The sequence below is a fragment of the Ruegeria sp. CDSC052 genome (assembly GCF_059610685.1).
On sequence record NZ_JBXWOB010000001.1, the window covers coordinates 439,310 to 459,765 of the forward strand.

Below are 20,456 nucleotides of genomic sequence, written 5' to 3' on the forward strand. Positions count from 1 at the left end.
GTTCTCAAAAAGTTCTTTACCAAGACAGCAAAATATGAGAACAAAAGGTCAACAAAGGATTAAAACCCTGACCGGAGGAACCCATATGCTGACCCAGATCAAGACCACCCTAAGTCGTTCCCAGTCGACGCTGCTGCAGGACGCAGCAGGTGCGGTTGCACTGGTGGTCATACTTATGGTCGCACTTCATCTTCCCGGAACGTATTAAGTCTTTCTGCCTGCGATCTCGTGCCGATCACGCCGCGCTTGTCATCCCCATTTCAATCAAGGGTGACCTGCCTGTCCCAATACCCTTGAAGGGCCATGCCTCGGCCCCGCGCGGATATCCGGACCCCACATGAGAAACGCATTACCTGCCGCCGCCCTTTCCGCCCGAAAGGTGCGGCGGTTTTTTTTAGAGCTGACCGGTTTTCATAATTTCTAATAAAGCAGACAGAACCGAGTTCACTGCGACCGATGCCAGGATCATCCCCATGACACGGCTGATGATGGCGGCGCCTGAATGGCCGATCAGCCGAATGATCGGTTCGGCCAGCAACATCAGGACAAAGGCAAACGCAATAACCGACAACATGACCAGTGCGGTGATCCCCTGATCAGCAATACTGTATCTGTTGTTATCCGTCAGAATGACGATGGCCAGCATCGCCCCCGGCGAAGCAAGCGAGGGGACGGCAAGGGGAAAGATCGCTGGGTTGTGTTTGTGGAATTCGTCTTTGATGTCGTCCTCGGCAGCGCGCTGCTCGACTTCCTGTTTGGGCTCGCCAAAAATCATGGTAAGCGCGAACAGGAAAAGGATAATGCCGCCAGCGACTTGAAAAGAGTTCAGGCCGATATCCAGTGCCTCGATCAGCAGTTGCCCGAAGACCAAGAAAAACAACAGAATCCCGGCGCTTATAAGCGAGGCCACAAGCGCCATCTTACGGCGTGCGGCGGCCCCAAGCCCTGCGGTAACGGCGATGAAGACCGGGATTGTTCCAATAGGATCAATAACAACCCAAAGCGTGACAAAATGCTCAAGTAAACCGTTCAAAACTGGAATTCCCTTCGTTTATTCCGAAAGGCTATAACGTTTCGCCCGTCAAAACCATGTTTAGGCGCAATTTGCACGTTCCGCCTGTTCAAACGCCTCTGCGGTTGCATCAAGAACCAGCAGGATCGAAGCATGGCGGTTCTTATATTCCCGTGCGGGCATCAAAACCTCTAGCCCATCAAATGGGGCCTCGGGTGTCGATCCATCCTTTTTCAGCATCGCGGATAGTTGCTCGCGCGCCTTTTCGACCTGAGCACGCGTTGTGCCGACGATCGCCCCGCCAACGACCGAAGCAGAGGCCTGTCCCAGGGCGCAGGCTTTCACGTCCTGACCGAATTCTGCAATCCGGCCATCCTGAACTTTGACATCAACCGTGATGGTCGACCCGCATAGGGGCGAGCGTTTTTTCACCGTAGCGTCAGCGTCATCAAGCCGGCTTAGATGTGGGATGTCAGCAGCAAGGGCCAGAATTCGGCCAGAGTATAGCTTTATCAGGTCATTCTCGCCGGACATGGCTTTCCCTCGTTGAATGTTCCCAATACATAGTGGCCATCCACCGGGATGCAAAAGGTTTTTGTCATGTCTTCCTCAGTCACGTTCGATGCATCAAGTCTGAAATTCAATGAGGCCGGGTTGATTCCCGCCATCGCGCAGGACGAAAACACGGGCGAGGTGTTGATGATGGCCTGGATGAACCAGAGCGCCATTGAAAAGACGCTTGAAACCGGACGCGTGACCTATTGGTCGCGCTCGCGTCAGTCGTTCTGGATCAAGGGCGAAAGCTCGGGCCATGTTCAGGAATTGGTCGATTTCCGCGTGGATTGCGACCGGGATTGCCTGCTTGTTCTTGTGCGCCAGACCGGCCCGGCCTGCCATACCAACCGTCGGTCGTGCTTTTACACAGCGGTCAGAGACGGGGACGAGGTCGAAATCATGACCCCTATGGCTTGATCGGTCAAAGCCCCACCATCGCCCGAATATCTTCGGGCGTCGCCCCTTCGTCGCGGAACTTGGCAATGGCTCGCGCATCGTCGCGTTTAGCCAGCCGTTTGCCGGCCTGATCGCGTATCAGGCAGTGATGCAGGTAGATGGGTGTCGGCAACTTCAACAACGCCTGCAGCAGAACGTGGATACGTGTGGCTTCGAACAGATCCTGACCGCGAACCACATGCGTAACTTTTTGTGCAGCGTCATCCAGAACGACCGACAGATGATATGACGTCCCCATATCCCGACGCGACAGAACGACATCCCCGATCGTGTCCAACATCTCGGCCTGGGTGAACCGGACTTTACCGGATTCCGCGCTCGGGCCTTCTCCGATCTCTTGAAACGATGCGGTGTTATTATCGTTCTGAAACAGACTTTTAGCTTGTTCTACAGCTGCCGCCATATCCAATCGCAACGGAACATCCAGAGGGCGCGGTTGCTCCGTTGAACCCAGCTGTTCCCAGCGTACACGACAGGTCCCCGGATAGATAAGCCCATCTGGTCCATGAAGCGGGGCCCCTTCCTGAGGGGCGCTGGCTGCGTTAGCGATGTCTTTTCGATTGCAGGTGCAGGGGTACAGCAACCCTCGCGACCACAGATTATCCAGCACGGCATCATAGGCGGCAGCTCGCGTGGATTGGCAGAGCACCGGTTCCGGCCACGACAGGCGAAGCCAGCGCAAATCATCGTAAATCTGAGTTTCCCATTCTGGACGCGAGCGTGAGCGGTCGATATCCTCGATCCTCAGCAAAAACTGGCCATCCTTCGACTTTGCAAAATCATGAGCCAAAATCGCCGAATACGCGTGGCCCAGATGCAGTGGTCCTGTCGGCGAAGGGGCAAATCTTGTTACTAAAGTCACACTTTTTCAACAATATAGATGTCAGACTTCATGTCCATTCCGGGAAGGTGCGGGCCATATTCCCGGAACAGCAATCGTGCTGCGCCCATATCCAGCCACTCACTTAGGCGAACGGTATAGCTGTGATCTTCAAGCGTATGATCATTAAAAGAAAAAGCAATAAGGCCGCCTGACGGTAACGCGTTGATGAGCATATCCAAAGTCTCAGGTGGTGCGGCACCCACGCCGATGACCCCGATTGCGGTGATGACCTTATACGCGCCAGACTGCAGCGGGCTGGGATCTGCGATGTCAAAGCTGATCAGGTTGCGATAAACCCCCTTTGCCAGAGCGCCCTCTAACATCTGCGGGGTGGGGTCTATTCCATCGACGACCTCAAACCCGACCGCGTTCAGCGCGACACCTGACAGGCCGGTACCGCAGCCATAGTCCAGAATTGGGGTTTTGGGCTCTGGCAGTTGCGACCAGAGTGCCCGGGCGATACGTCCCGGGGTCGCATAACCGTTTGACCCAACCTCATCATCATAAGACGAGGCCCATTTTTGATAATGTGCTTTGGTCGCCTGAGGCGAATCCAGCCCATAGACATCCTTTAGGAATTTATCGCTCATACCGATATGTTAGGACGTCGGGGCCGGACCCGTCCAGTCACCAATGCGCCAACCACTTGGTCCATTCTTCCTTGGCCCGGTCAGTATAGGCCTTGTAGCGGTCTTTTCGGCCACGCCGACCGCCTTTCAACCCATCGACAGGGCGGAACAGACCGAAATTAACGTTCATAGGCTGGAATGTCTTCGCCTCGGCACCGCCTGTGATGTGGTGGATCAAAGCGCCCATGGCACTGTCCTGTGGAATTTCGGGAACGGTACGGCCCAACAACTCGGCAGCAGCCAGGCGTCCGGCCAAAAGACCCATCGCGGCGCTTTCCACATAACCTTCGACACCGGTAATCTGACCAGCGAACCTGATATTGGGCTTTGATTTCAGCCGCATCTGGGAATCCAGCAATGTCGGAGAGTTGATGAACGTATTGCGATGAATACCGCCCAGCCGCGCGAAACTGGCATTCTCTAGCCCGGGTATCATGCGGAACACGTCGGTTTGCGCTCCGTATTTCATCTTGGTCTGAAAGCCGACGATATTGAACAATGTTCCTAGCGCGTTATCTCGGCGCAGTTGAACCACCGCGTGAGGCTTTACCTCGGGCTGATGCGGGTTCGTCAGGCCGACCGGCTTCATCGGTCCGTGGCGCAACGTTTCACGACCCCGCTCGGACATAACCTCTATCGGAAGACAGCCATCGAAATAGCCTGCGGTTTCGCCCTCATGGAACTCGGTCTTATCGGCGGCCAGCAGGGCGTCGATGAAGGCGTCGTACTGGTCTTTGTCCATCGGGCAATTCAGATAAGCGGTCCGCTCTTCTTCGGTTTCGCCCTTGTCATACCGCGATTGCATCCACGCTTTGCTCATGTCGATGCTGTCTGCGTAGACGATCGGTGCAATGGCATCAAAGAATGCTAACGACTCGGCGCCGGTTTCCGCGCGGATTGCGTCACCCAAAGCGGCAGAGGTCAGTGGGCCGGTGGCGAAAATCCATTGGCCGTCATCGGGCAGGGCGGTCACTTCTTCGCCAGTGATTTCGACAAGGGGGTGAGCCTTTAACCTGGCCGTCACAGATTCAGCAAACGGATCGCGATCCACAGCCAATGCGCCCCCGGCCGGCAGTCGGTGCGCATCTGCCGTTTTCAAGATCAACCCTTCGGCCTCGCGCATTTCCCAATGCAGCAGTCCAACGGCGTTCTGTTCGTCATCATCCGACCGGAATGAGTTCGAGCAGACCATCTCGGCCAAGTTGCCGGTCTGATGCGCAAAAGTTCCGACTTTTGGGCGCATTTCGTGAATCACGACCTCGACGCCCATTTCCGCCGCCTGCCATGCGGCCTCGGACCCGGCCATGCCGCCGCCCACGATATGCAATTTCTGTGTCATAAGCTGCCACATAGGGCACAGAAGATCGCAACGCAACACAGCAGCGATGGCGCACGGGAAATCATGTTTTCAAGGGATTTTTGGGGTCGCCGATGCGGGAATGTCTGCGCCAGTGAGAGAAACCAGCTCGGAGGGACCTTCCGCCCACGGCGACCCAAAAAGTGTTCAAGGCCTTAGCCTCGTCTCAGCATTGCCACAGTAACGCCCATTTGAAAAGTCCAAAAATGGCGACATTGCGGAAAAATATGCATGACAAATTCCTTATTGGCTCCAATTTGGATCTCTTTTTCCGATAAATGCAGATATTCCTTCTTCGGTATCCCGATGCATCATATTCTGAGCCATTACCTCGCCGGTATAGGAATAGGCCTGATCCAACGGCATATCCAACTGGCGGTAGAAGGCCTGTTTTCCGACTTTCACGGCAGATCCCAGTTTTGAGGCAAGCTGCTCGGCCAGTGAAACAGCCTCATGCTCCAACAGCATTTCTGGCACCACGCGATTGACAAGACCCAGCTCAGCAGCTCGTGACGCCGGAATGAAATCCCCGGTCGTCAACATCTCGAAGGCGTGTTTGCGTGGAATGTTTCGGCTAAGAGCAACCATTGGGGTCGAACAGAACAGCCCGATATTCACACCGTTTACGCCAAACCGCGTCCCTTCGGCAGCTACAGCAAGATCGCAGGTTGCAACCAACTGGCATCCGGCCGCCGTAGCAATGCCGTGCACCTGGGCAATAACCGGCTGCGGAAGCGACTGAATCGAAAGCATCATTTTCGCACAGCGATTGAAAAGGTCCTGAAAATAGGCTTTACCGCCGTCTTCAGATTGGCGCCCTGCTGTCATCTGTTTCAGATCATGACCCGCACAAAAAGCTTTGCCTTTACCAGAAAGGATCACCGCCCGGATGGAACTGTCTTCGCGCAGAGCATCAAGTTCAGTCTGTAGCGCAGCCAGCATTTCGTCACTTAGGGCGTTGAGCCGGTCTGGCGCATTCATTGTAAGCCTAGCCACGGCGTCTGCGTCATTTCGTTCCAGAATTCCCATCTTGCCCTCCGATCTGATGTGAGGCCAACTCTAGGTCGGCAAATCCAGGAGGGGAAGTATGTCATTGGCAATGAATCGGGAGGAACTGGAGGATTATATGAGCCAAATCTTCCCCCAGGTCAGTCAGGATTATTCGGTCCAGGATCTGACCGAAGCGTCCATCGTCATGAGACTTGCCGTTGGCGACCGTCATTTGCGCCCCGGTGGGACTGTCTCGGGGCCGTCTATGTTTGGATTAGCTGATGTAAGCGTTTACGCACTGATCCTGGCGCGCAGGGGCCAGCAGTCTCTGGCCGTGACAACCGGTTGTTCAATGGACTTCATGCGTAAACCGGATGGAAATGCAGATTTGATTGCGCGCTGTACCTTGCTGAAGCTAGGAAAAACCCTTGCCGTAGGTGACGTTCTAATATTTTCGGAAGGGTCAGACAAACCCGTCGCTCGCGCAACGATGACCTATTCTTTACCACCAGAGGGGTCAGCTGCGGCAGCTTTTGGGTGAAAAAATGGCCGGGATAAACCCGGCCAAGGAAGAGGTCCCATATTGAGACTGGGGATTACCTAGCTCTGCCAAAAAGGGCGTTCGATCTCTCGTCTGGCCTGATAATTAGTCAGGCCCACATCCTTCAGCAGCCTGTCATCGAGATTGGACAAGTTAATTCGGCTGCGGCGTTGCCGCTCCCATTTTGTGACCGTCGCCGCAAACCGCACGGCCAGTGCGGCAATCAGCGGCAGCCGGGGGCTGTCGTTAAGCGCTATCAGGGCGGGGTTGTGCATTGCGCGTGTCATCTTGGGGTTCCTTTCTAATTGTATTGACACAAACGTAATATGTTCGGTATGAACATTTGATACATTCATAATTGTGCTGCAATCAAAGGAAGAATTGTAATGGATACAATTTGGCCAGAGTCACTGCCTAAATCCAAAGGGCCAAAATATACACTGGTCGCCGATACAATTCGAAAAGCTATAGATAACAATCTTTTGGAAGTCGGTACAAAGCTGCCGCCGGTGCGGGAACTTGCCTATAGGTTACAAATCACACCGGGCACCGTTGCGCGCGCCTATACGATACTCACAGACGAAGGTCTGCTCAGCGCCGAAGTAGGACGTGGTACATTTGTGGCCCCGCCCAAGGCGCCTCTGCTCGATGATGTCTGGGCTCGGCAACTTCATCTCAGAGATGACAAATATGAAGCCAATGTCAGCCTGTTCAGCCCGAGGCTTGCCGATATGGGGCAGGTGGCCCTGATCCGCGAATGTATGCAGAAAGTGGCACAATCCGATCCACGCCTGTTTATGAACTATCCAACCCGCGATGCGTATAAACCTATGCGACAGGCTGTTGTAGATTGGCTTTCCGATTTGCCATTGGGACCAATTTCGCAGGACGATATCGTTCTGACCCACGGCGGACAAAACGGTCTTTGCCTTGTATTTCAGACAATATTACGTGGACCAAAGCCGATTGTTCTGGTCGAAGATCTGTCATACGCAGGGTTCCGACGCGCCGGTGAGTTGATGCGTGCAGAGGTCATTGGCGTAAAGATGGACAAATGGGGCGTGGATCCCAACGCTATGGAGCATGTCCTTCGCCAGTCGGCGGCGCAGGCCATATGTGTCTCACCCGAGGTTCAAAATCCGACCGGCTCACATACACCACTGGAACGCCGCAAAGAAGTTGTGGAAATCGCGCGGCGGTTTGGCGTCCAGATAATCGAGGACGACTGCTACCGCATGGGTGATGCAAGAGCGCCCAGCTATCGCGCCCTAGCGCCGGAAAGGGGATGGCATGTGTCGTCGATCTCGAAGATTTTGACGCCCGCACTGCGTGTCGGGTTTGCCATAGCGCCGCGCGAGCGCAGCGTTGATCTGCGCCGTTCAGCGGAATATGGCTATTTTGGCCTTGCTCAGCCGCTTGCCGAACTGGCGCGGCTGATGTTGTCTGATCCGCGGACGCGCCAAATCGCAAAAGATGTCCGGACCCGGATGGGGGAATATGTGCGCGTGGCCGTAAACGCCCTGGGTGGGTTCGACCTGAACTGGGCCTCAGATGTACCTTTTGTCTGGCTGAACTTGCCTTCTGGTTGGCGAGCGGCTGCGTTCAGCCGCGCAGCCGAGCGAGAGGGAATTCAACTGCGGTCTGCCGATGAGTTTGCTTTGCGTGACGGGCGCGCGCCCAATGCGGTGCGCATTGCCATGAACGGGCATGTATCGTTGGATCAATTCGAGGACGCAATGCAGCGTCTCAGGCGTCTGCTGGATAATCCACCCGAACAGATTTCGGTGTAAGGGGACGCTTAATGGATATTCGGGAAATGCGGGGCAGGGGATTTGTCGTCACACCGATGCTAAAAGTGACTTCGAAGACCTGCACCTTGCAGCCAGCGATCCGTTGATTTGGGCCGGGCATCCCGCCAAATCCCGCCATCAGAAAGAAGTTTTCGCCCCTTATTTCGATTTTCTGTTGAGCGCAGGTGGGTCAGTGACAGTACGCGAAGAGGCGACAGGCCGGGTCATAGGGTGCTCTCGCTATTATGAGCCTCCCGAAGTTCCCGGGGGCATCGGCATCGGATACAGCTTTATCACCTGTGATCACTGGGGCGGAGCCAGCAATCGGACGATCAAATCGCTGATGGTAAATCAGGTGTTCGGCGAACTTGATGAGGTCTGGTTTCATATCGACCCAACCAACTTGCGATCACAAAAAGGGACCGCGAAACTTGGGGCGCGGTACGTTGATACCCGGCAACTTGTTCTTGGTACCGGGGCTGGGCAGTGGATGCGTTGGGTATTGACGGAAAAAGATTGGCAAAAACATGGGGTAAAATAATACCTATTTTGTAATACATTGTTTTTGCTAAGTTAAAACTGATTTGCGTGTATTGACCCGCCTTTCGCGTGGGTTTAAACCCCATCCATCGAATTCGGACCGCTCCGTATGGGGGCGGTCTTTCACATCAAACAGGACTATCCTGCCATGAAAACCTTTTCTGCAACACCTGCAGACATCGACAAGAAATGGATCCTGATCGACGCCGAGGGCGTTGTTCTGGGCCGTCTTGCTTCGATCGTCGCCATGCGTCTGCGTGGCAAGCACAAAGCGTCGTTCACCCCGAACATGGACATGGGCGACAATGTCATCGTGATCAACGCTGACAAAATCCAGATGACCGGCAAGAAGCGCGAAGAGAACTTCTACTGGCACACTGGCCACCCGGGCGGCATCAAGTCGCGCACCAAGCAGCAGATCCTCGAGGGCAAATACCCCGAGCGCGTCGTGACCCAGGCGGTCAAGCGCATGCTGCCGGGCAACCGCCTATCGCGTCAGGTTATGACCAACCTGCGTGTTTATGCCGGTGCCGAGCATCCCCATGAGGCGCAAGCGCCCGAAGTTCTGGATGTTGCATCCATGAACAAGAAAAACACCCGGAGCTAATGACCATGGCCGATCAGATCAATACTCTCGAAGAGCTGAGCGCCGTAGCAGGCGTTGAAGTTGTGGCCGAAGAAGTCATCGTGCGTGAACCCGTACGCGACGAACTGGGTCGTGCCTATGCCACCGGCAAGCGTAAAGACGCTGTTGCCCGCGTTTGGATCAAGCCGGGTTCCGGTAAGGTCACCGTGAACGGCAAAGACCAGGACGTGTACTTTGCACGCCCCGTTCTGCAGCTGATCCTGCGCCAGCCGTTTCAGGTTGCCGGCGTAGAAGGTGAGTTCGACGTTGTTGCAACCGTCAAAGGCGGTGGCCTGACCGGTCAGGCCGGTGCGGTCAAGCACGGCGTCTCGAAAGCGCTGCAACTGTACGATCCGTCGCTGCGTGGCGCACTGAAAGCCGCTGGTTTCCTGACCCGCGACAGCCGCGTTGTGGAACGTAAGAAATACGGTAAGCGCAAAGCGCGTCGTTCGTTCCAGTTCTCCAAGCGTTAATCGCTGGCACGAACCTTCAAGACTGTTTCAAACGGCCGCACAATGTTGCGGCCGTTTTTCTTTTGTTGATTGGGATTTGGTTTGCCGAATCTGTTTTCGAACTCAGCCAGCTGCTTTGGTTTCGATCAGCGGGGCCAGAATCTGGAACATGAAATCAGACAGAACCCTGTTGCCGTCGGCATTCAGATGACCATCGTATCTGAAATACAGATCTTTACCTGTGGAGCTGTATTCTTCGGTGAGGTAGGGCAACGCTTCGTGCCACTGAAATCCTTGCTCGGCCACCACACCCTCCATCAGGCGGTCGGGTAGGCCGGGATCAACCTCGGGATCAGAAGATGTTTTTGCGGCCTGGAGAACCTGAAACAACTGTGGGACAGACACGACCACAAGCTCGGATCCCTGCGACTGCGTGAAGGTGGCCATGCGGGTAAACACCTGCTTTGTCGTCTCGACTTTGGCCTGAAACAGCTCGCTCATCGGGGTGGTGAAAAACGCCTTTCGCGGCGTCATCAGGTACAGTTGGGTATAGCTCTGATCGTTGGCCATCAGCATTCGCTTTAACATCGTGACCGAGTGCAGCGAGGATTTCTTGATATTCCCGGACCCCACAACCGAGCTGACATCGCTGTAAGCGACATCAACGCCATCAACGGTCCGAATAGGCTCATTTGCAAACATATCGTTGGGAAGAAAGGTCACCAGCACAATATCGGGGTTATATTTTTCGCTTAACCGCTCAAGATACAGCGCCTGTTGAGATGTGTTATATCCCGGCACGCCTGCGTTGATCAGCTGCACAGACATGCCTTCATCCAGGAATTTCTGGGCCAAAAGTTCAGGCCAGATATCGCCCAGCTCGTTTGAAGCGCCGAAGGTAAATGAATCCCCCAGCAGCAGGATCTTGATGGTGCTTCCATCGTCTGCGGCATTGGCTGGAAAACGCGTTTCACGAAACCCGTTTTCGTCGACTTTATACTCGACCGTGAACTCTGGTGCATTGATGGCGACGACAGTGTTTGGCCTGTTCGTATGCCCGACGACCGGGTCCTTCAATCCAAGTGGACCACCCTCTGGATATGTTGTCAGAACGCCTTGTGGTGACAGCCAACGGATGCCCAGCTCCACACCAGCAAGAAGCGTTGCAGAGATCATCACGATGATCAGAAAGTTCAGAATTTTTGACCGCATTTTTTATCTAACTACCTAGAATACCATTTACTGAATTGGTCCCGTTTTCGTGGTAATGACGAGGACGCACAAAACACATTTCTGAATGTTGAGATTAACAGCCCGCACACGTCAAGCGTGAGACGAAAAGAAAGTCACTCCAGCACGGATTTGTCAGTCCGTTTCACGTCCTAAAGCCTGTTGAGCCAAAGCAAGGAATTTCTGCCGAGTCTGGTCGATTTTTCGTTTATTCAGGCTTGGGAACCACCTGCGAACTGGGATCGCCTGCTTATTTCCGAAACTGTCTATCCAGACCCATCGTCCTGAGCCGTCGGCCAGCGTCTGATAGACGATGTTGCCGGGGTTCTGGTTACTGACCAAAACGTTCTCTTTGACCAAAATATCAAAATGCGCGTTCAACGAATCCAAGTGATGCGGCTTAAGGCGACGGCTTTGGACCAAGCCAATAAGGCTGGGCGATAGCTGTCCGTCAGGCTCGGAAATCCGCTCGTACATAAGCGCCAGACCCAGGTCCGTCTGAACCACACCTCGCACCTCACATACGGGGATAGGGGCAGCGGATTTCTGGTGACGCACCATAAGATCAAACGACTCGTGAAACTCGCGCAGAAATCCTTTGAACGCCGTCGAGCGTCGAAACATCCGATCAAACCAGGTATCCGTCACAAGATGAGCTTCGTCATCTATCGTCTGAGGTTGCGGGATCTTCAGCAGAGTGTCCGGCAGATCAGGGTGTTGATAGACAAATTGCCGATTACCCTGCGCGATGATCTTACGATCTTTCAACGACAACAGATTTTCGATTCGAGTTTTTTCCATTTGGCTTAACTATAGCGGTTTTGCATTGGAACCAATTATCCGCAGGTGGATAGCTCAAAACAAAATGAAAAAGCCGTCCGTATTGGAACGGACGGCTCGTGGTTTCTAACGCCTGAATGCTGATCAAACTCTGTTTTTCAGTCGTTACTCTTCGTGGACCAGCTTCCAAGCACCGTTTTCAACAACGCTCACAAACACCGTATCGGCACCTTGGTGGTCGTCCGGCGAAAACGAGATGTGGTTTCCAACCAGTTCGTCGTTGTAGTCGAGTGTCTCCATCGCAGCGATAAAACTGTCATGAGTCAGATCGGGGCCGGCGGCGTCCAGCGCCTTAACCATCATTTCAGCCGCAGAATAGCCCAACATCGCAAATCCAACGGGGTCTTCGCCTGTTGCAGCCTTATACTCTTCGATGAAGGCTGCAGGGGCCGGTTGATCCGCGCGGGCCCACAAGTCCAGCCATGAGGCGGCGGCATAAAAACCATCCGTCACGCCACCCGGCACCTGGGCAACGACGGTCAGGAAGCTGGCTGATGTTCCCAAGAATTTCATATCCGTTAGACCCATCTTTTTGGCGGTGCCAACCACAGTGATCGCCTGCCGAACCCCAAGGGCCATGGTGACGATGTCGCAGCCTTCATCTCTGAGCTTGCTCAGAGAGCCCACGAAATCGGTCTCATCGGGCTTGTGGGTGGTTTCTGTGCCAAAACCGATCCCAGCCTCTTCGGCACCCGCCTTGCTGCCTTCCAGAATCTCCTCGCCGAAATCGGTGGGCAGATACATGGTGCAGACTGTTTGCGATCCGAATTCGCTGGCCAGATAGTTCACGCCGACACGCGCCTGATCGAAATAGGTGGAAAAGGACGTGAATTTGTTGCGCACCGGGTCTTGCAGCATTTTCTGCGACGATGTCAGAGGCGCGACATTCGGAATGCCCTTGGGATCCAGCAGTTTGAATCCGGCCAGGTTCATCGGCGTACCCAGAGATTGCAACATCGCAAACACCTTGTCGCGGTTCAGCAGCTTGTTGTAGCCCTGCATCGCGCGCGGCATCTGATAGCCATTATCCTCAACCACAAAACGGATGGTCCGACCGTGAACACCACCTGCAGCGTTTACGCGGTCGAACACCACATTGGCGCCTTTGGTGGCTGGGACACCAACGGCGGCGAAGATACCGCTCAGATCATTGACCGACCCGATTACGATCTCATCATCCGTAACACCCTGTGTCTGAGCGCTGGAGAGTGTCGCGACAGCCGTCAAAACTGTGGCAGCGGACAGCCGTTTAATCAGATTCCTCATTATAATCCTCCCTTTGGATAACGTTTTGTCTAATTGTACATGTCTTCGATAAGATGTTCGTGTTTCTTTTCCACAAAGCTGCGCTTGAGCTTCATTGTGGCCGTCAGTTCGTCATCATCTGCCGTCAGCAGAACATCTATCAGGCGGAAATCCTTGATCTGCTCAACCCGTGCGAAATCCTTGTTTGCGGCACCAACTTCGTCTTTGATCTGGTCCCGAACCTCGGCGGAGGCACAAAGAGAGGCGAAATTCGAGAAGGGAACCTTTCGATCCTGCGCAAATTTCTCCACGTTTTCCTGATCAATCATGATTAGTGCAGTCAGGAACTTGCGCTTATCGCCAATTACAACTGCGTCCGAGATAAAGGGGCTGAACTTGAGACGGCTTTCAATCTCGGCCGGGGCTATATTTTTGCCGCCCGCCGTGATGATAAGATCTTTGAGGCGACCCGTAATGGTCACGAAACCGTCTTGGTCGATCTCGCCCATATCACCAGTACGCAACCAACCATCGGCAGTGAAAGTCTCGGCTGTTTTGGCGTTGTTTCGCCAGTAACCCTGAAAGATGTTCAACCCTTTAAGCTGAATCTCTCCGCCTTCGGAAATACGGACGTCATTGACCGGCACAGCCTTTCCAATGGTTCCGATCCTGTTGTTTCCAAGTGTATTCAATGTCGCCAGGCCCGATGTTTCGGTCATACCAAAACCTTCGACCAGAGGTACACCAATGGCCCAGTACCATTTCAGCAAGTCCGCCGAAATCGGAGCGGCGCCGCTTCCACCGCGCCGCATATTGTCCAACCCCAGCATCCGGCGCAGGTTACGCAGAACCAAACGGTCCCAAAGCCAGTACTGCGCGGCAACACTGGCCGGGACCGGCTTGCCCGCCAGGATATATTCGGCACGTGCCAGACCCGCCTTTACCGCCATTCCAAAGGCCGCGCGCCCGGTCGAGGTTGCATCCTGGGCCATGATCTGAACCTGAGAATAGATCTTTTCCCATACACGCGGGACCGCCGTAAACGTCGAAGGAGAAACCTCTTGCAGATTTGCGAAAACAGTCTCGGGGCTTTCGGCAAAGTTGACGACAGATTTCGTTGCCAGCGGGAAATATATGGAAACATCACGCTCGAGGATGTGGCAGAGCGGCAAAAAGCACAGCTGTTCATCTGTTTCCAATGCGGGCAAGGAATGGGCGCCGGCTTCGATTGCGGCCAGGATGTTCTCGTGGCTCAGCATTGCGCCTTTTGGCATGCCGGTCGTGCCGGACGTATAGACAAGAAGGGCGGTATCCTGCGGGGATGCAAGCGCGATTTCGGCGTCAAAGCGGTTCGGCTCTTCACGCTCGGTTTGCTGACCTAGCTCATAAAGATCGCCGATCAACATGCAGCGGTCATGGTCCAGGTCATGCAGACCTTCATCCTCAAGGATGATAACCTTCAAAAGATTGGAAAGATCACCTTCGACCTCAAGGAACTTGTCCAACTGCTCTTCATTTTCGACCACCAGAAAACGGCTGTCACTGTCATTGATCAGATATTTCAGTTGCGCGGCCGAATCCGTCGTATAGATGCCCGAGGCGATCCCCCCGGCGCCCTGAATGCCCATATCGAACCAAGCCCATTCTTTTCGGTCCTCGGACAGGATCGATACGACCTCACCGCGTTTCAAACCGAGCTTTTGCAGGGCGAGGCCTATCCATTTCGCGTGCTGCCAGTAATCTGCCCAGGAATAGGATTTCCAGATACCTAAATCCTTTTCACGATGCGCCGTACGCGCGCCCAAATCGGCACAACGCTTTTGAAATAGTTGCCCGATGGTTGTGCATTCATCTACATAGACCGGTCGCTGACCGGGATTTGCGTTGTACTGAACACCGTTGATCATGATCTGAGAGGGCAGGGTGCTTATATTCATGCTGCTCACCTCCACGTCTTCTTGCGTTTCCAGCGACGGTTTTCACGCGAACCTTCTTCCTGCACGCCCAGATAGAAATTCTGGATGTCTTCTGACTGCATCAGCTCATCCGCGGGGCCATCCATGACGATGCGCCCGACCTCCATGACATAGCCGTGATGCGCCAGTTCCAGCGCAGCATTGGCGTTCTGTTCAACCAGCATCATCGTCATGTTCTGTTCATCATTCAGGCGCTTCAGGATTCCGAAAATCTCTTGCACAAGCAAAGGAGACAGGCCCAGCGAGGGCTCGTCCAGTAACATGATCCTTGGATTTGCCATCAACCCCCTCCCGATTGCCAACATCTGTTGTTGGCCGCCGGATAAGGTCCCCGCCTCTTGATTGCGGCGTTCTTTCAGGATCGGGAAGTATGAAAAAACCAGATCGCGATCATGATCAATTTGCCCCCGGTCCGACGAGGTATAGGCCCCGAGACTCAGGTTCTCCTCCACGGTCAAAAGGGGAAATACTTCGCGCCCTTCGGGTACGTGGACGACGCCTTTCTGCACGACTTTATGCGGCTCGGCCCCTTGAATTTCGACCCCGTTAAAGCTGATCTTGCCCTTTTCCGGGTCCATTACGCCGGACACGGTTTTCATCAAAGTAGTCTTGCCGGCCCCATTAGCCCCAAGGATCGACACGATTTTACCCGGATGCACATCCAGCGACACGCCCCGGATTGCCATGATTGGCCCGTAAAAACTTTCGACATTGCGAATGGTCAGGATCGGATCGCTCATGAAACTTTCCCCAGATAGGCCTCAACCACTGCCGGGTGTGACTGTACCTGCGCAGGGGTTCCCAGTGCGAGCATAGCCCCATCCGCCATTGCAAGGACCCGATCCGAGACGCCCGAGACCAAAGCCATGTCATGTTCGACCATCAGCACCGTAATCCCCATCTGCCGCCGGATATCATCTATCCACCAGCGCATATCGGTCGTTTCCTCGACCGACAGCCCCGAGGCCGGTTCATCCAGCAGTAACAACTTGGGATCGGTGGCCAGGGCGCGGGCAACTTCAACCACTTTGCGCACACCGTAAGGTAGGCCTGATATCATCTTGTCGCGATAGGCCTGCAGATCAAGAAAATCGATGATTTCTTCAACCTTTTCACGGTTTTCGATCTCTTGCCGCCGGGCCGACGGCAGGAACAGCACCTCGGATAAAAGTTTTGTCTTGCGGTGCCGATGACGCCCGACCAGCAGGTTCTGCAAAACAGTGGCGTGTTCGAACAGTTCGATATTCTGAAACGTCCGCGCAACACCAAAAGCTGCAACGCCTGACGGTTTCACCTGCAGCAAGTTATGCCCGTCATACCGGATTGAACCCTCTATTGGTTCATAAAAGCGCGAGATCAGATTGAAAACGGTCGATTTACCCGCGCCATTGGGGCCGACTATGGCAAAAACCTCGCCGTCTTCGACCGAAAAGGACAGGTCGTTCACAGCCGTGACGCCACCAAATTTCAAGGTGACATTCTTAAATTCAAGCAGGCTCATCTCAGACGCTCCGTCTTGAGATAGGATTTCTGACGTTTGAACATGTCCTTGCGATAGAAGGGAAACAGTTCGAACCATGTCCGGATCTTCAGCCAACGTCCATACATCCCCATGGGTTCGAACAGGATAAAGGCAATCAGGATCATGCCGAAGATACCAAATTCCAATCCCGGAATTGCGACGGTGCTGCCCCCGAAAACTGCGCCGACATACTCTTTTGCGATCGACAAAAATTGCGGCAGAAACCCAATGACGACAGCACCCAGGAATGCCCCGTGGATTGAGCCCAGACCACCGATCACGATCATCATCAGCAACTGAATTGAGATTAGGACGCTGAATGTCTCGTTATTGAACGCGCCCGAGAACATCCCCATCAGAGCACCCGCCCAGCCGGTCACAGCGCAGGACAGGGCAAATGAGATCATCTTGGTCTGCGCAATATCAACACCCATCGCCTGGGCCGAGACCTCAGAATCTCGCACGGCGATGAAACTGCGCCCAAGCGGTGCGCGCAGCAGGTTGATATAGCCCAGAGTGACCAGAACCGCGACTGCAAGCACCAGCCAGAAGAATTGGACCGGCGTAGCCCAGCGATCGACCATGAATCCAAATATCTCGACCCCGCCGATATATTTACCGGCGACCCCGCCGGTGATCGGCTCGGCCAGGACAATCACGTCATCCATCAGGATCGACAGGGCCATGGTAAAGATTGCCAGGTAGATACCGTGAAGGCGCAGGGCCGGGATAGCAACGGTCACCCCTGCTATCCCGGTCAGGATACCGGCGATCGGGAAGGCCAGCAGGAATGGCAAGCCTGCCTCAATCAAGATGATATTCGCATAGCACCCAAAGGCCAGAAAAGCCGCATGCCCAAGGCTGACCTGTCCGGTATGGCCGGTCAGTATCATCAACCCAAGACCTGCAATCGCCCAGATCAGAACATTTGTCAGCTCACCCAGATAGAATGCGTCCAACCACCACGGAGCAGCGATCACGACGCCTAGAAGGATCAGGTATAGGCTCAGTTGATACCGGTCTTTCCAAGGCCGGATATCTTGCATGTAACTGGTCTTGAAAATGATCCGCATGGCTTAAACCTTTTTGACCCTAACTTGGCTGAACAGCCCATTGGGGCGAAAGATCAGGACAGCCAACAACAGTGCATAAGGTGCAATCTGACTGTACCCAGCAGCGATATAGCGACTGGCAAACGGTTCGATTACGCCAACGATCAAACCTCCAGCCAATGCTCCAGGTAAACTTCCGAATCCGCCAATGACCGCAGCGGCGAAGGCCTTAATGCCCAGAAGTCCGGTTGCCGGGTCCACGGATCCTTTGGCGGCAAACAAAATGCCTGCGATACCCGCAACCACGCCGGCCAACGCCCAGATGAAACCCTGCACGCGTTTTACCGGGATTCCCATATAATAGGCCGCCAGCTGATTTTGTGAGGAACCCTGCATTGCAAGCCCAAGCTTGGTGCGACTGAAGAACTGGTACAGCCCCCAGGTCAGCAGAACGGTAACGACAATAACCGCCACGTCCTCCATCCCCAGTACAAGGCCACCAAAACGCACTTCTTTTCCGGCCAGGGGATTCTGCAGCGTCTGCGGTTCGTGCCCCCAAATCAGACCAGCGACAAATCGGATTACAAAGCCCAGGGCGATGGTCAGAATGACCACAGCCGTCTGGCTTTCCCCGAAAAGTCGCCGAATGATCAACCGGTCCAGCAAGTACCCCAGCGCGCCCATGATCCCCAACGAGATCGGCAAGGCCAGCCAAAAAGGCAGCCCCATATATTCGGCATTTGTAAGCCCGATGGTAACAAAGGCGCCCAGCATCATGAGGTCACCCTGTGCGAAGTTCACTGCCTCGGTCGCCTTGTAAATCAGAACAAATCCGAGCGCGATCAGCCCATAGACACAGCCATTCGCCAGCCCGCTAATCAGCAGCTGCGCATTATCCAAACTCACCTCCCTATACCGGTTGCTCCGGGTTCATTTAGATCCCGGGCCTCCTCCTTAGCCCGGGGTTTGTACTACTATGGCGTGATAATTACCTTTCCGTCACTCTTTTGCAGTGCATCGACCAGCCCGGACATAACATTTTTTAATGTAAGCTTTTCTGAAACATCTGTTTTCCAACGCCCGTCCGCAAAGCGGGCCTGAACCTCGGCAACGACACGTACCACATCTTCGCGAGGCGTCGCTGTCATCCATTGTGTCAGCCAAAACCCTTCGATTTTCTTACCCATAAAGATGAGCTGTCCCGTCTGCGTTAGTTTGGGCAGTTCAGGGCTGAGCTTGCCATAACACACCCAGCGCGCACCTTTCGGCATCGCACAGAAAATCTGTTCGGAAATCTGGTCGGCGACGGCATCCAGAAAGACCCGAGGTTTAAGCTCTTTGCTAAGCGCTGAAAATTTCTGCAGCATGTCGGGGTCTGATGTTACCAGCACGTCATGAGCGCCCAGCTCCTTCAATGCAGCAACGGTCTCAGCGCGTCTCACGATCGCAATCGGCTTGAGCCCAAGATCGCGACCGAGGCTGCACATAAGCTTGCCCAACTGACTGGTTGCGGCAGATACGATAAAAGCATCTCCGGCCTGACGCGCCAGATCGACCATCGCCATGGCCGTCATCGGGTTCACAATCTGTGCTGACCCATCGTCATCCGAGATATCCGGGCGCAGTGGAATACACATTTGTGCATCGGTCAGAGCGTACTCGGCCCAGGCACCGGAATGAGTGGCCATGAATGCCACGCGCTGTCCCTGCAAACCCTCGGCACCGGCACCGGTGGCGACGACGTCTCCACATCCCTCAAACCCGGCCGGAGACCCCTTTACCCTAGGCTGCCCGTATTCACCCTTGATAAAATGCAGGTCGGACGGATTAACCGATGATGCCCTCAGGCGGATCAGAACCTGTCCTGCGCCCGGCTCGGGCACAGGCATTTCCGTTTCGGCCAGCCAATCAGACGCATTTTGGATGCTGGGACCAGTGGCTTTGCCCGAATACCCATGATGAGTTTGAACGATCGCAAACATGGAAGTGGGAAGGGGGGTCATGAGCGTACCTTTTCTGAACGATAGGAAACTGTCGGGTCCTGCTTGACTGCATCGAACCAACAATTTCGAAAATAATGGCCATGATCGACATCAACCGTGGCATATGTGTTCAGATCAGCCAAGCAAATGGCCAAAGGCGCGTCAATCGAACTATTCTTTGACGTAGGGAAAGACCGCCTTTTCGGCGGTCTTTCTAATTCTTACTGACCAGTCAACAGGGCCTGAAGTTCCTGAATTTTCAGCGCGATTGTTGCAGGTGAGGCTTTGATATCATCGAGAATACCAACCGCTTTTACCTTCAGTTCTTCTGCCAGTGTGCTTTCCTGAACTGAGGCCACCATCGCGTCATAGTCAAAGTTATCAACACTCATAGCGCCGCTCTCAACCCAGGAATTCAGCAGCTCTTGCCCCTGGTTGGTGAGGGCAGCGACCTCTTCTCCAGCCTGATCGGCCAGCTCAGTCGCTGTTTCACCAGCCTGAGTGGCTAAGTCAGACGCGGCTTCACTGGACTGTTCGACGATTTCAGCCGCCTGTTCCGTAACGGAAGACGCAGCTTCGCTAGCCTGTTCAGTAACCGATTCTACGGCTTCGGACACAGCGTTTCCGGTTTCTTCAGCGGCGGCTTGCGGCTGTTCGACCGGAGCGGCAGGTTGATTCAGATAGTAATAGATTGCGGCGCCAACGCCGGCGACGACGACCCCTAGCAAGATTATACGCGACATGGGATTCTCCTTTGAAATATGTGTCGCCGAGATGGG

Annotated in this window: 24 protein-coding genes; 7 read left to right on the forward strand and 17 right to left on the reverse strand. The window is 54.3% G+C overall.

Annotated elements, in window-relative coordinates; translation table 11 throughout:
* Positions 1 to 34 precede the first annotated feature (34 nt).
* Positions 35 to 208 (forward strand): hypothetical protein, encoded by a 174-nt coding sequence (locus AC2FIM_RS02200; RefSeq protein WP_496676229.1) that lies wholly within the window; start codon positions 35 to 37, stop codon positions 206 to 208.
* Between the two features lie 186 nt (positions 209 to 394).
* On the opposite strand, the gene AC2FIM_RS02205 is transcribed toward AC2FIM_RS02200, so the two are convergent.
* The gene (locus AC2FIM_RS02205) at positions 395 to 1,033 is read right to left on the reverse strand and encodes a MarC family protein (protein WP_496675536.1); all 639 of its coding nucleotides are present in this window, start codon (positions 1,031 to 1,033) and stop codon (positions 395 to 397) included.
* Between the two features lie 60 nt (positions 1,034 to 1,093).
* Positions 1,094 to 1,546 (reverse strand): iron-sulfur cluster assembly scaffold protein, encoded by a 453-nt coding sequence (locus AC2FIM_RS02210; RefSeq protein ID WP_496675539.1) that lies wholly within the window; start codon positions 1,544 to 1,546, stop codon positions 1,094 to 1,096.
* A gap of 48 nt (positions 1,547 to 1,594) precedes the next feature.
* Between AC2FIM_RS02210 and hisI the strand changes: the two genes are divergently transcribed.
* Positions 1,595 to 1,984, forward strand: a complete 390-nt coding sequence (hisI, locus tag AC2FIM_RS02215) for a phosphoribosyl-AMP cyclohydrolase (RefSeq protein ID WP_496707809.1) — start codon at positions 1,595 to 1,597, stop codon at positions 1,982 to 1,984.
* A gap of 4 nt (positions 1,985 to 1,988) precedes the next feature.
* Here the strand turns inward: hisI and gluQRS are convergent, their stop codons facing one another.
* The 4 genes from gluQRS to AC2FIM_RS02235 all read right to left on the reverse strand — a co-directional run bounded on the left by gluQRS (position 1,989) and on the right by AC2FIM_RS02235 (position 5,921).
* Entirely contained in the window at positions 1,989 to 2,885 is an 897-nt protein-coding gene (gene gluQRS, locus AC2FIM_RS02220; protein ID WP_496691258.1) for a tRNA glutamyl-Q(34) synthetase GluQRS, read from the reverse strand.
* The gene (locus tag AC2FIM_RS02225) at positions 2,882 to 3,496 is read right to left on the reverse strand and encodes a class I SAM-dependent DNA methyltransferase (RefSeq protein ID WP_496707808.1); all 615 of its coding nucleotides are present in this window, start codon (positions 3,494 to 3,496) and stop codon (positions 2,882 to 2,884) included. Before AC2FIM_RS02225 ends, gluQRS begins: the two co-directional genes overlap by 4 nt.
* A gap of 37 nt (positions 3,497 to 3,533) precedes the next feature.
* Positions 3,534 to 4,874, reverse strand: a complete 1,341-nt coding sequence (gene trmFO / locus AC2FIM_RS02230; RefSeq protein ID WP_496700997.1) for a methylenetetrahydrofolate--tRNA-(uracil(54)-C(5))-methyltransferase (FADH(2)-oxidizing) TrmFO — start codon at positions 4,872 to 4,874, stop codon at positions 3,534 to 3,536.
* Between the two features lie 261 nt (positions 4,875 to 5,135).
* On the reverse strand, positions 5,136 to 5,921 hold the full coding sequence (locus tag AC2FIM_RS02235; RefSeq protein WP_282021264.1) for an enoyl-CoA hydratase: 786 nt from the start codon (positions 5,919 to 5,921) through the stop codon (positions 5,136 to 5,138).
* A 58-nt stretch (positions 5,922 to 5,979) separates the two neighbouring features.
* Between AC2FIM_RS02235 and AC2FIM_RS02240 the strand changes: the two genes are divergently transcribed.
* Complete coding sequence (locus tag AC2FIM_RS02240; protein WP_496675548.1) at positions 5,980 to 6,423, forward strand: PaaI family thioesterase; 444 nt, start codon at positions 5,980 to 5,982, stop codon at positions 6,421 to 6,423.
* A gap of 59 nt (positions 6,424 to 6,482) precedes the next feature.
* On the opposite strand, the gene AC2FIM_RS02245 is transcribed toward AC2FIM_RS02240, so the two are convergent.
* Positions 6,483 to 6,710 carry a DUF1127 domain-containing protein gene (locus AC2FIM_RS02245; protein ID WP_496675550.1) on the reverse strand — a complete coding sequence of 76 codons (228 nt, stop codon included), beginning with the start codon at positions 6,708 to 6,710 and terminating at the stop codon, positions 6,483 to 6,485.
* Between the two features lie 99 nt (positions 6,711 to 6,809).
* Between AC2FIM_RS02245 and AC2FIM_RS02250 the strand changes: the two genes are divergently transcribed.
* The 4 genes from AC2FIM_RS02250 (at position 6,810) to rpsI (ending at position 9,851) form a co-directional block, all read left to right on the forward strand.
* Positions 6,810 to 8,213 carry an aminotransferase-like domain-containing protein gene (locus AC2FIM_RS02250; RefSeq protein WP_271947069.1) on the forward strand — a complete coding sequence of 468 codons (1,404 nt, stop codon included), beginning with the start codon at positions 6,810 to 6,812 and terminating at the stop codon, positions 8,211 to 8,213.
* Positions 8,131 to 8,754: a GNAT family N-acetyltransferase gene (locus AC2FIM_RS02255; RefSeq protein WP_496731728.1), complete on the forward strand. Its 624-nt coding sequence runs from the start codon at positions 8,131 to 8,133 to the stop codon at positions 8,752 to 8,754. The genes AC2FIM_RS02250 and AC2FIM_RS02255 overlap by 83 nt, the downstream gene beginning before the upstream one ends.
* A 147-nt stretch (positions 8,755 to 8,901) precedes the next feature.
* The gene (gene rplM / locus AC2FIM_RS02260) at positions 8,902 to 9,360 is read left to right on the forward strand and encodes a 50S ribosomal protein L13 (RefSeq protein WP_113790645.1); all 459 of its coding nucleotides are present in this window, start codon (positions 8,902 to 8,904) and stop codon (positions 9,358 to 9,360) included.
* Between the two features lie 5 nt (positions 9,361 to 9,365).
* Entirely contained in the window at positions 9,366 to 9,851 is a 486-nt protein-coding gene (gene rpsI / locus AC2FIM_RS02265; protein WP_271947073.1) for a 30S ribosomal protein S9, read from the forward strand.
* Between the two features lie 102 nt (positions 9,852 to 9,953).
* Here the strand turns inward: rpsI and AC2FIM_RS02270 are convergent, their stop codons facing one another.
* The 10 genes from AC2FIM_RS02270 to AC2FIM_RS02315 all read right to left on the reverse strand — a co-directional run bounded on the left by AC2FIM_RS02270 (position 9,954) and on the right by AC2FIM_RS02315 (position 20,420).
* A complete protein-coding gene (locus tag AC2FIM_RS02270) occupies positions 9,954 to 11,042 on the reverse strand; it encodes an SGNH/GDSL hydrolase family protein (RefSeq protein WP_281972116.1) in 1,089 nt (362 codons plus the stop codon).
* Between the two features lie 153 nt (positions 11,043 to 11,195).
* On the reverse strand, positions 11,196 to 11,861 hold the full coding sequence (locus AC2FIM_RS02275; protein WP_271947077.1) for a YrbL family protein: 666 nt from the start codon (positions 11,859 to 11,861) through the stop codon (positions 11,196 to 11,198).
* 144 nt (positions 11,862 to 12,005) lie between these two features.
* On the reverse strand, positions 12,006 to 13,166 hold the full coding sequence (locus tag AC2FIM_RS02280) for an ABC transporter substrate-binding protein (protein ID WP_271947079.1): 1,161 nt from the start codon (positions 13,164 to 13,166) through the stop codon (positions 12,006 to 12,008).
* A gap of 29 nt (positions 13,167 to 13,195) precedes the next feature.
* A complete protein-coding gene (locus tag AC2FIM_RS02285) occupies positions 13,196 to 15,082 on the reverse strand; it encodes an AMP-dependent synthetase/ligase (protein ID WP_271947081.1) in 1,887 nt (628 codons plus the stop codon).
* A gap of 5 nt (positions 15,083 to 15,087) precedes the next feature.
* Positions 15,088 to 15,861, reverse strand: coding sequence for an ABC transporter ATP-binding protein (locus AC2FIM_RS02290; protein WP_271947083.1), 774 nt, complete (start codon positions 15,859 to 15,861; stop codon positions 15,088 to 15,090).
* A complete protein-coding gene (locus AC2FIM_RS02295; RefSeq protein ID WP_271947084.1) occupies positions 15,858 to 16,622 on the reverse strand; it encodes an ABC transporter ATP-binding protein in 765 nt (254 codons plus the stop codon). Before AC2FIM_RS02295 ends, AC2FIM_RS02290 begins: the two co-directional genes overlap by 4 nt.
* Positions 16,619 to 17,716 carry a branched-chain amino acid ABC transporter permease gene (locus AC2FIM_RS02300; protein ID WP_142633851.1) on the reverse strand — a complete coding sequence of 366 codons (1,098 nt, stop codon included), beginning with the start codon at positions 17,714 to 17,716 and terminating at the stop codon, positions 16,619 to 16,621. The genes AC2FIM_RS02295 and AC2FIM_RS02300 overlap by 4 nt, the downstream gene beginning before the upstream one ends.
* A 3-nt stretch (positions 17,717 to 17,719) precedes the next feature.
* Positions 17,720 to 18,595, reverse strand: a complete 876-nt coding sequence (locus tag AC2FIM_RS02305; RefSeq protein WP_496675565.1) for a branched-chain amino acid ABC transporter permease — start codon at positions 18,593 to 18,595, stop codon at positions 17,720 to 17,722.
* 74 nt (positions 18,596 to 18,669) lie between these two features.
* The gene (locus AC2FIM_RS02310) at positions 18,670 to 19,698 is read right to left on the reverse strand and encodes a zinc-binding dehydrogenase (protein WP_496675568.1); all 1,029 of its coding nucleotides are present in this window, start codon (positions 19,696 to 19,698) and stop codon (positions 18,670 to 18,672) included.
* Between the two features lie 200 nt (positions 19,699 to 19,898).
* The gene (locus AC2FIM_RS02315; protein WP_142633844.1) at positions 19,899 to 20,420 is read right to left on the reverse strand and encodes a hypothetical protein; all 522 of its coding nucleotides are present in this window, start codon (positions 20,418 to 20,420) and stop codon (positions 19,899 to 19,901) included.
* Positions 20,421 to 20,456 lie beyond the last annotated feature (36 nt).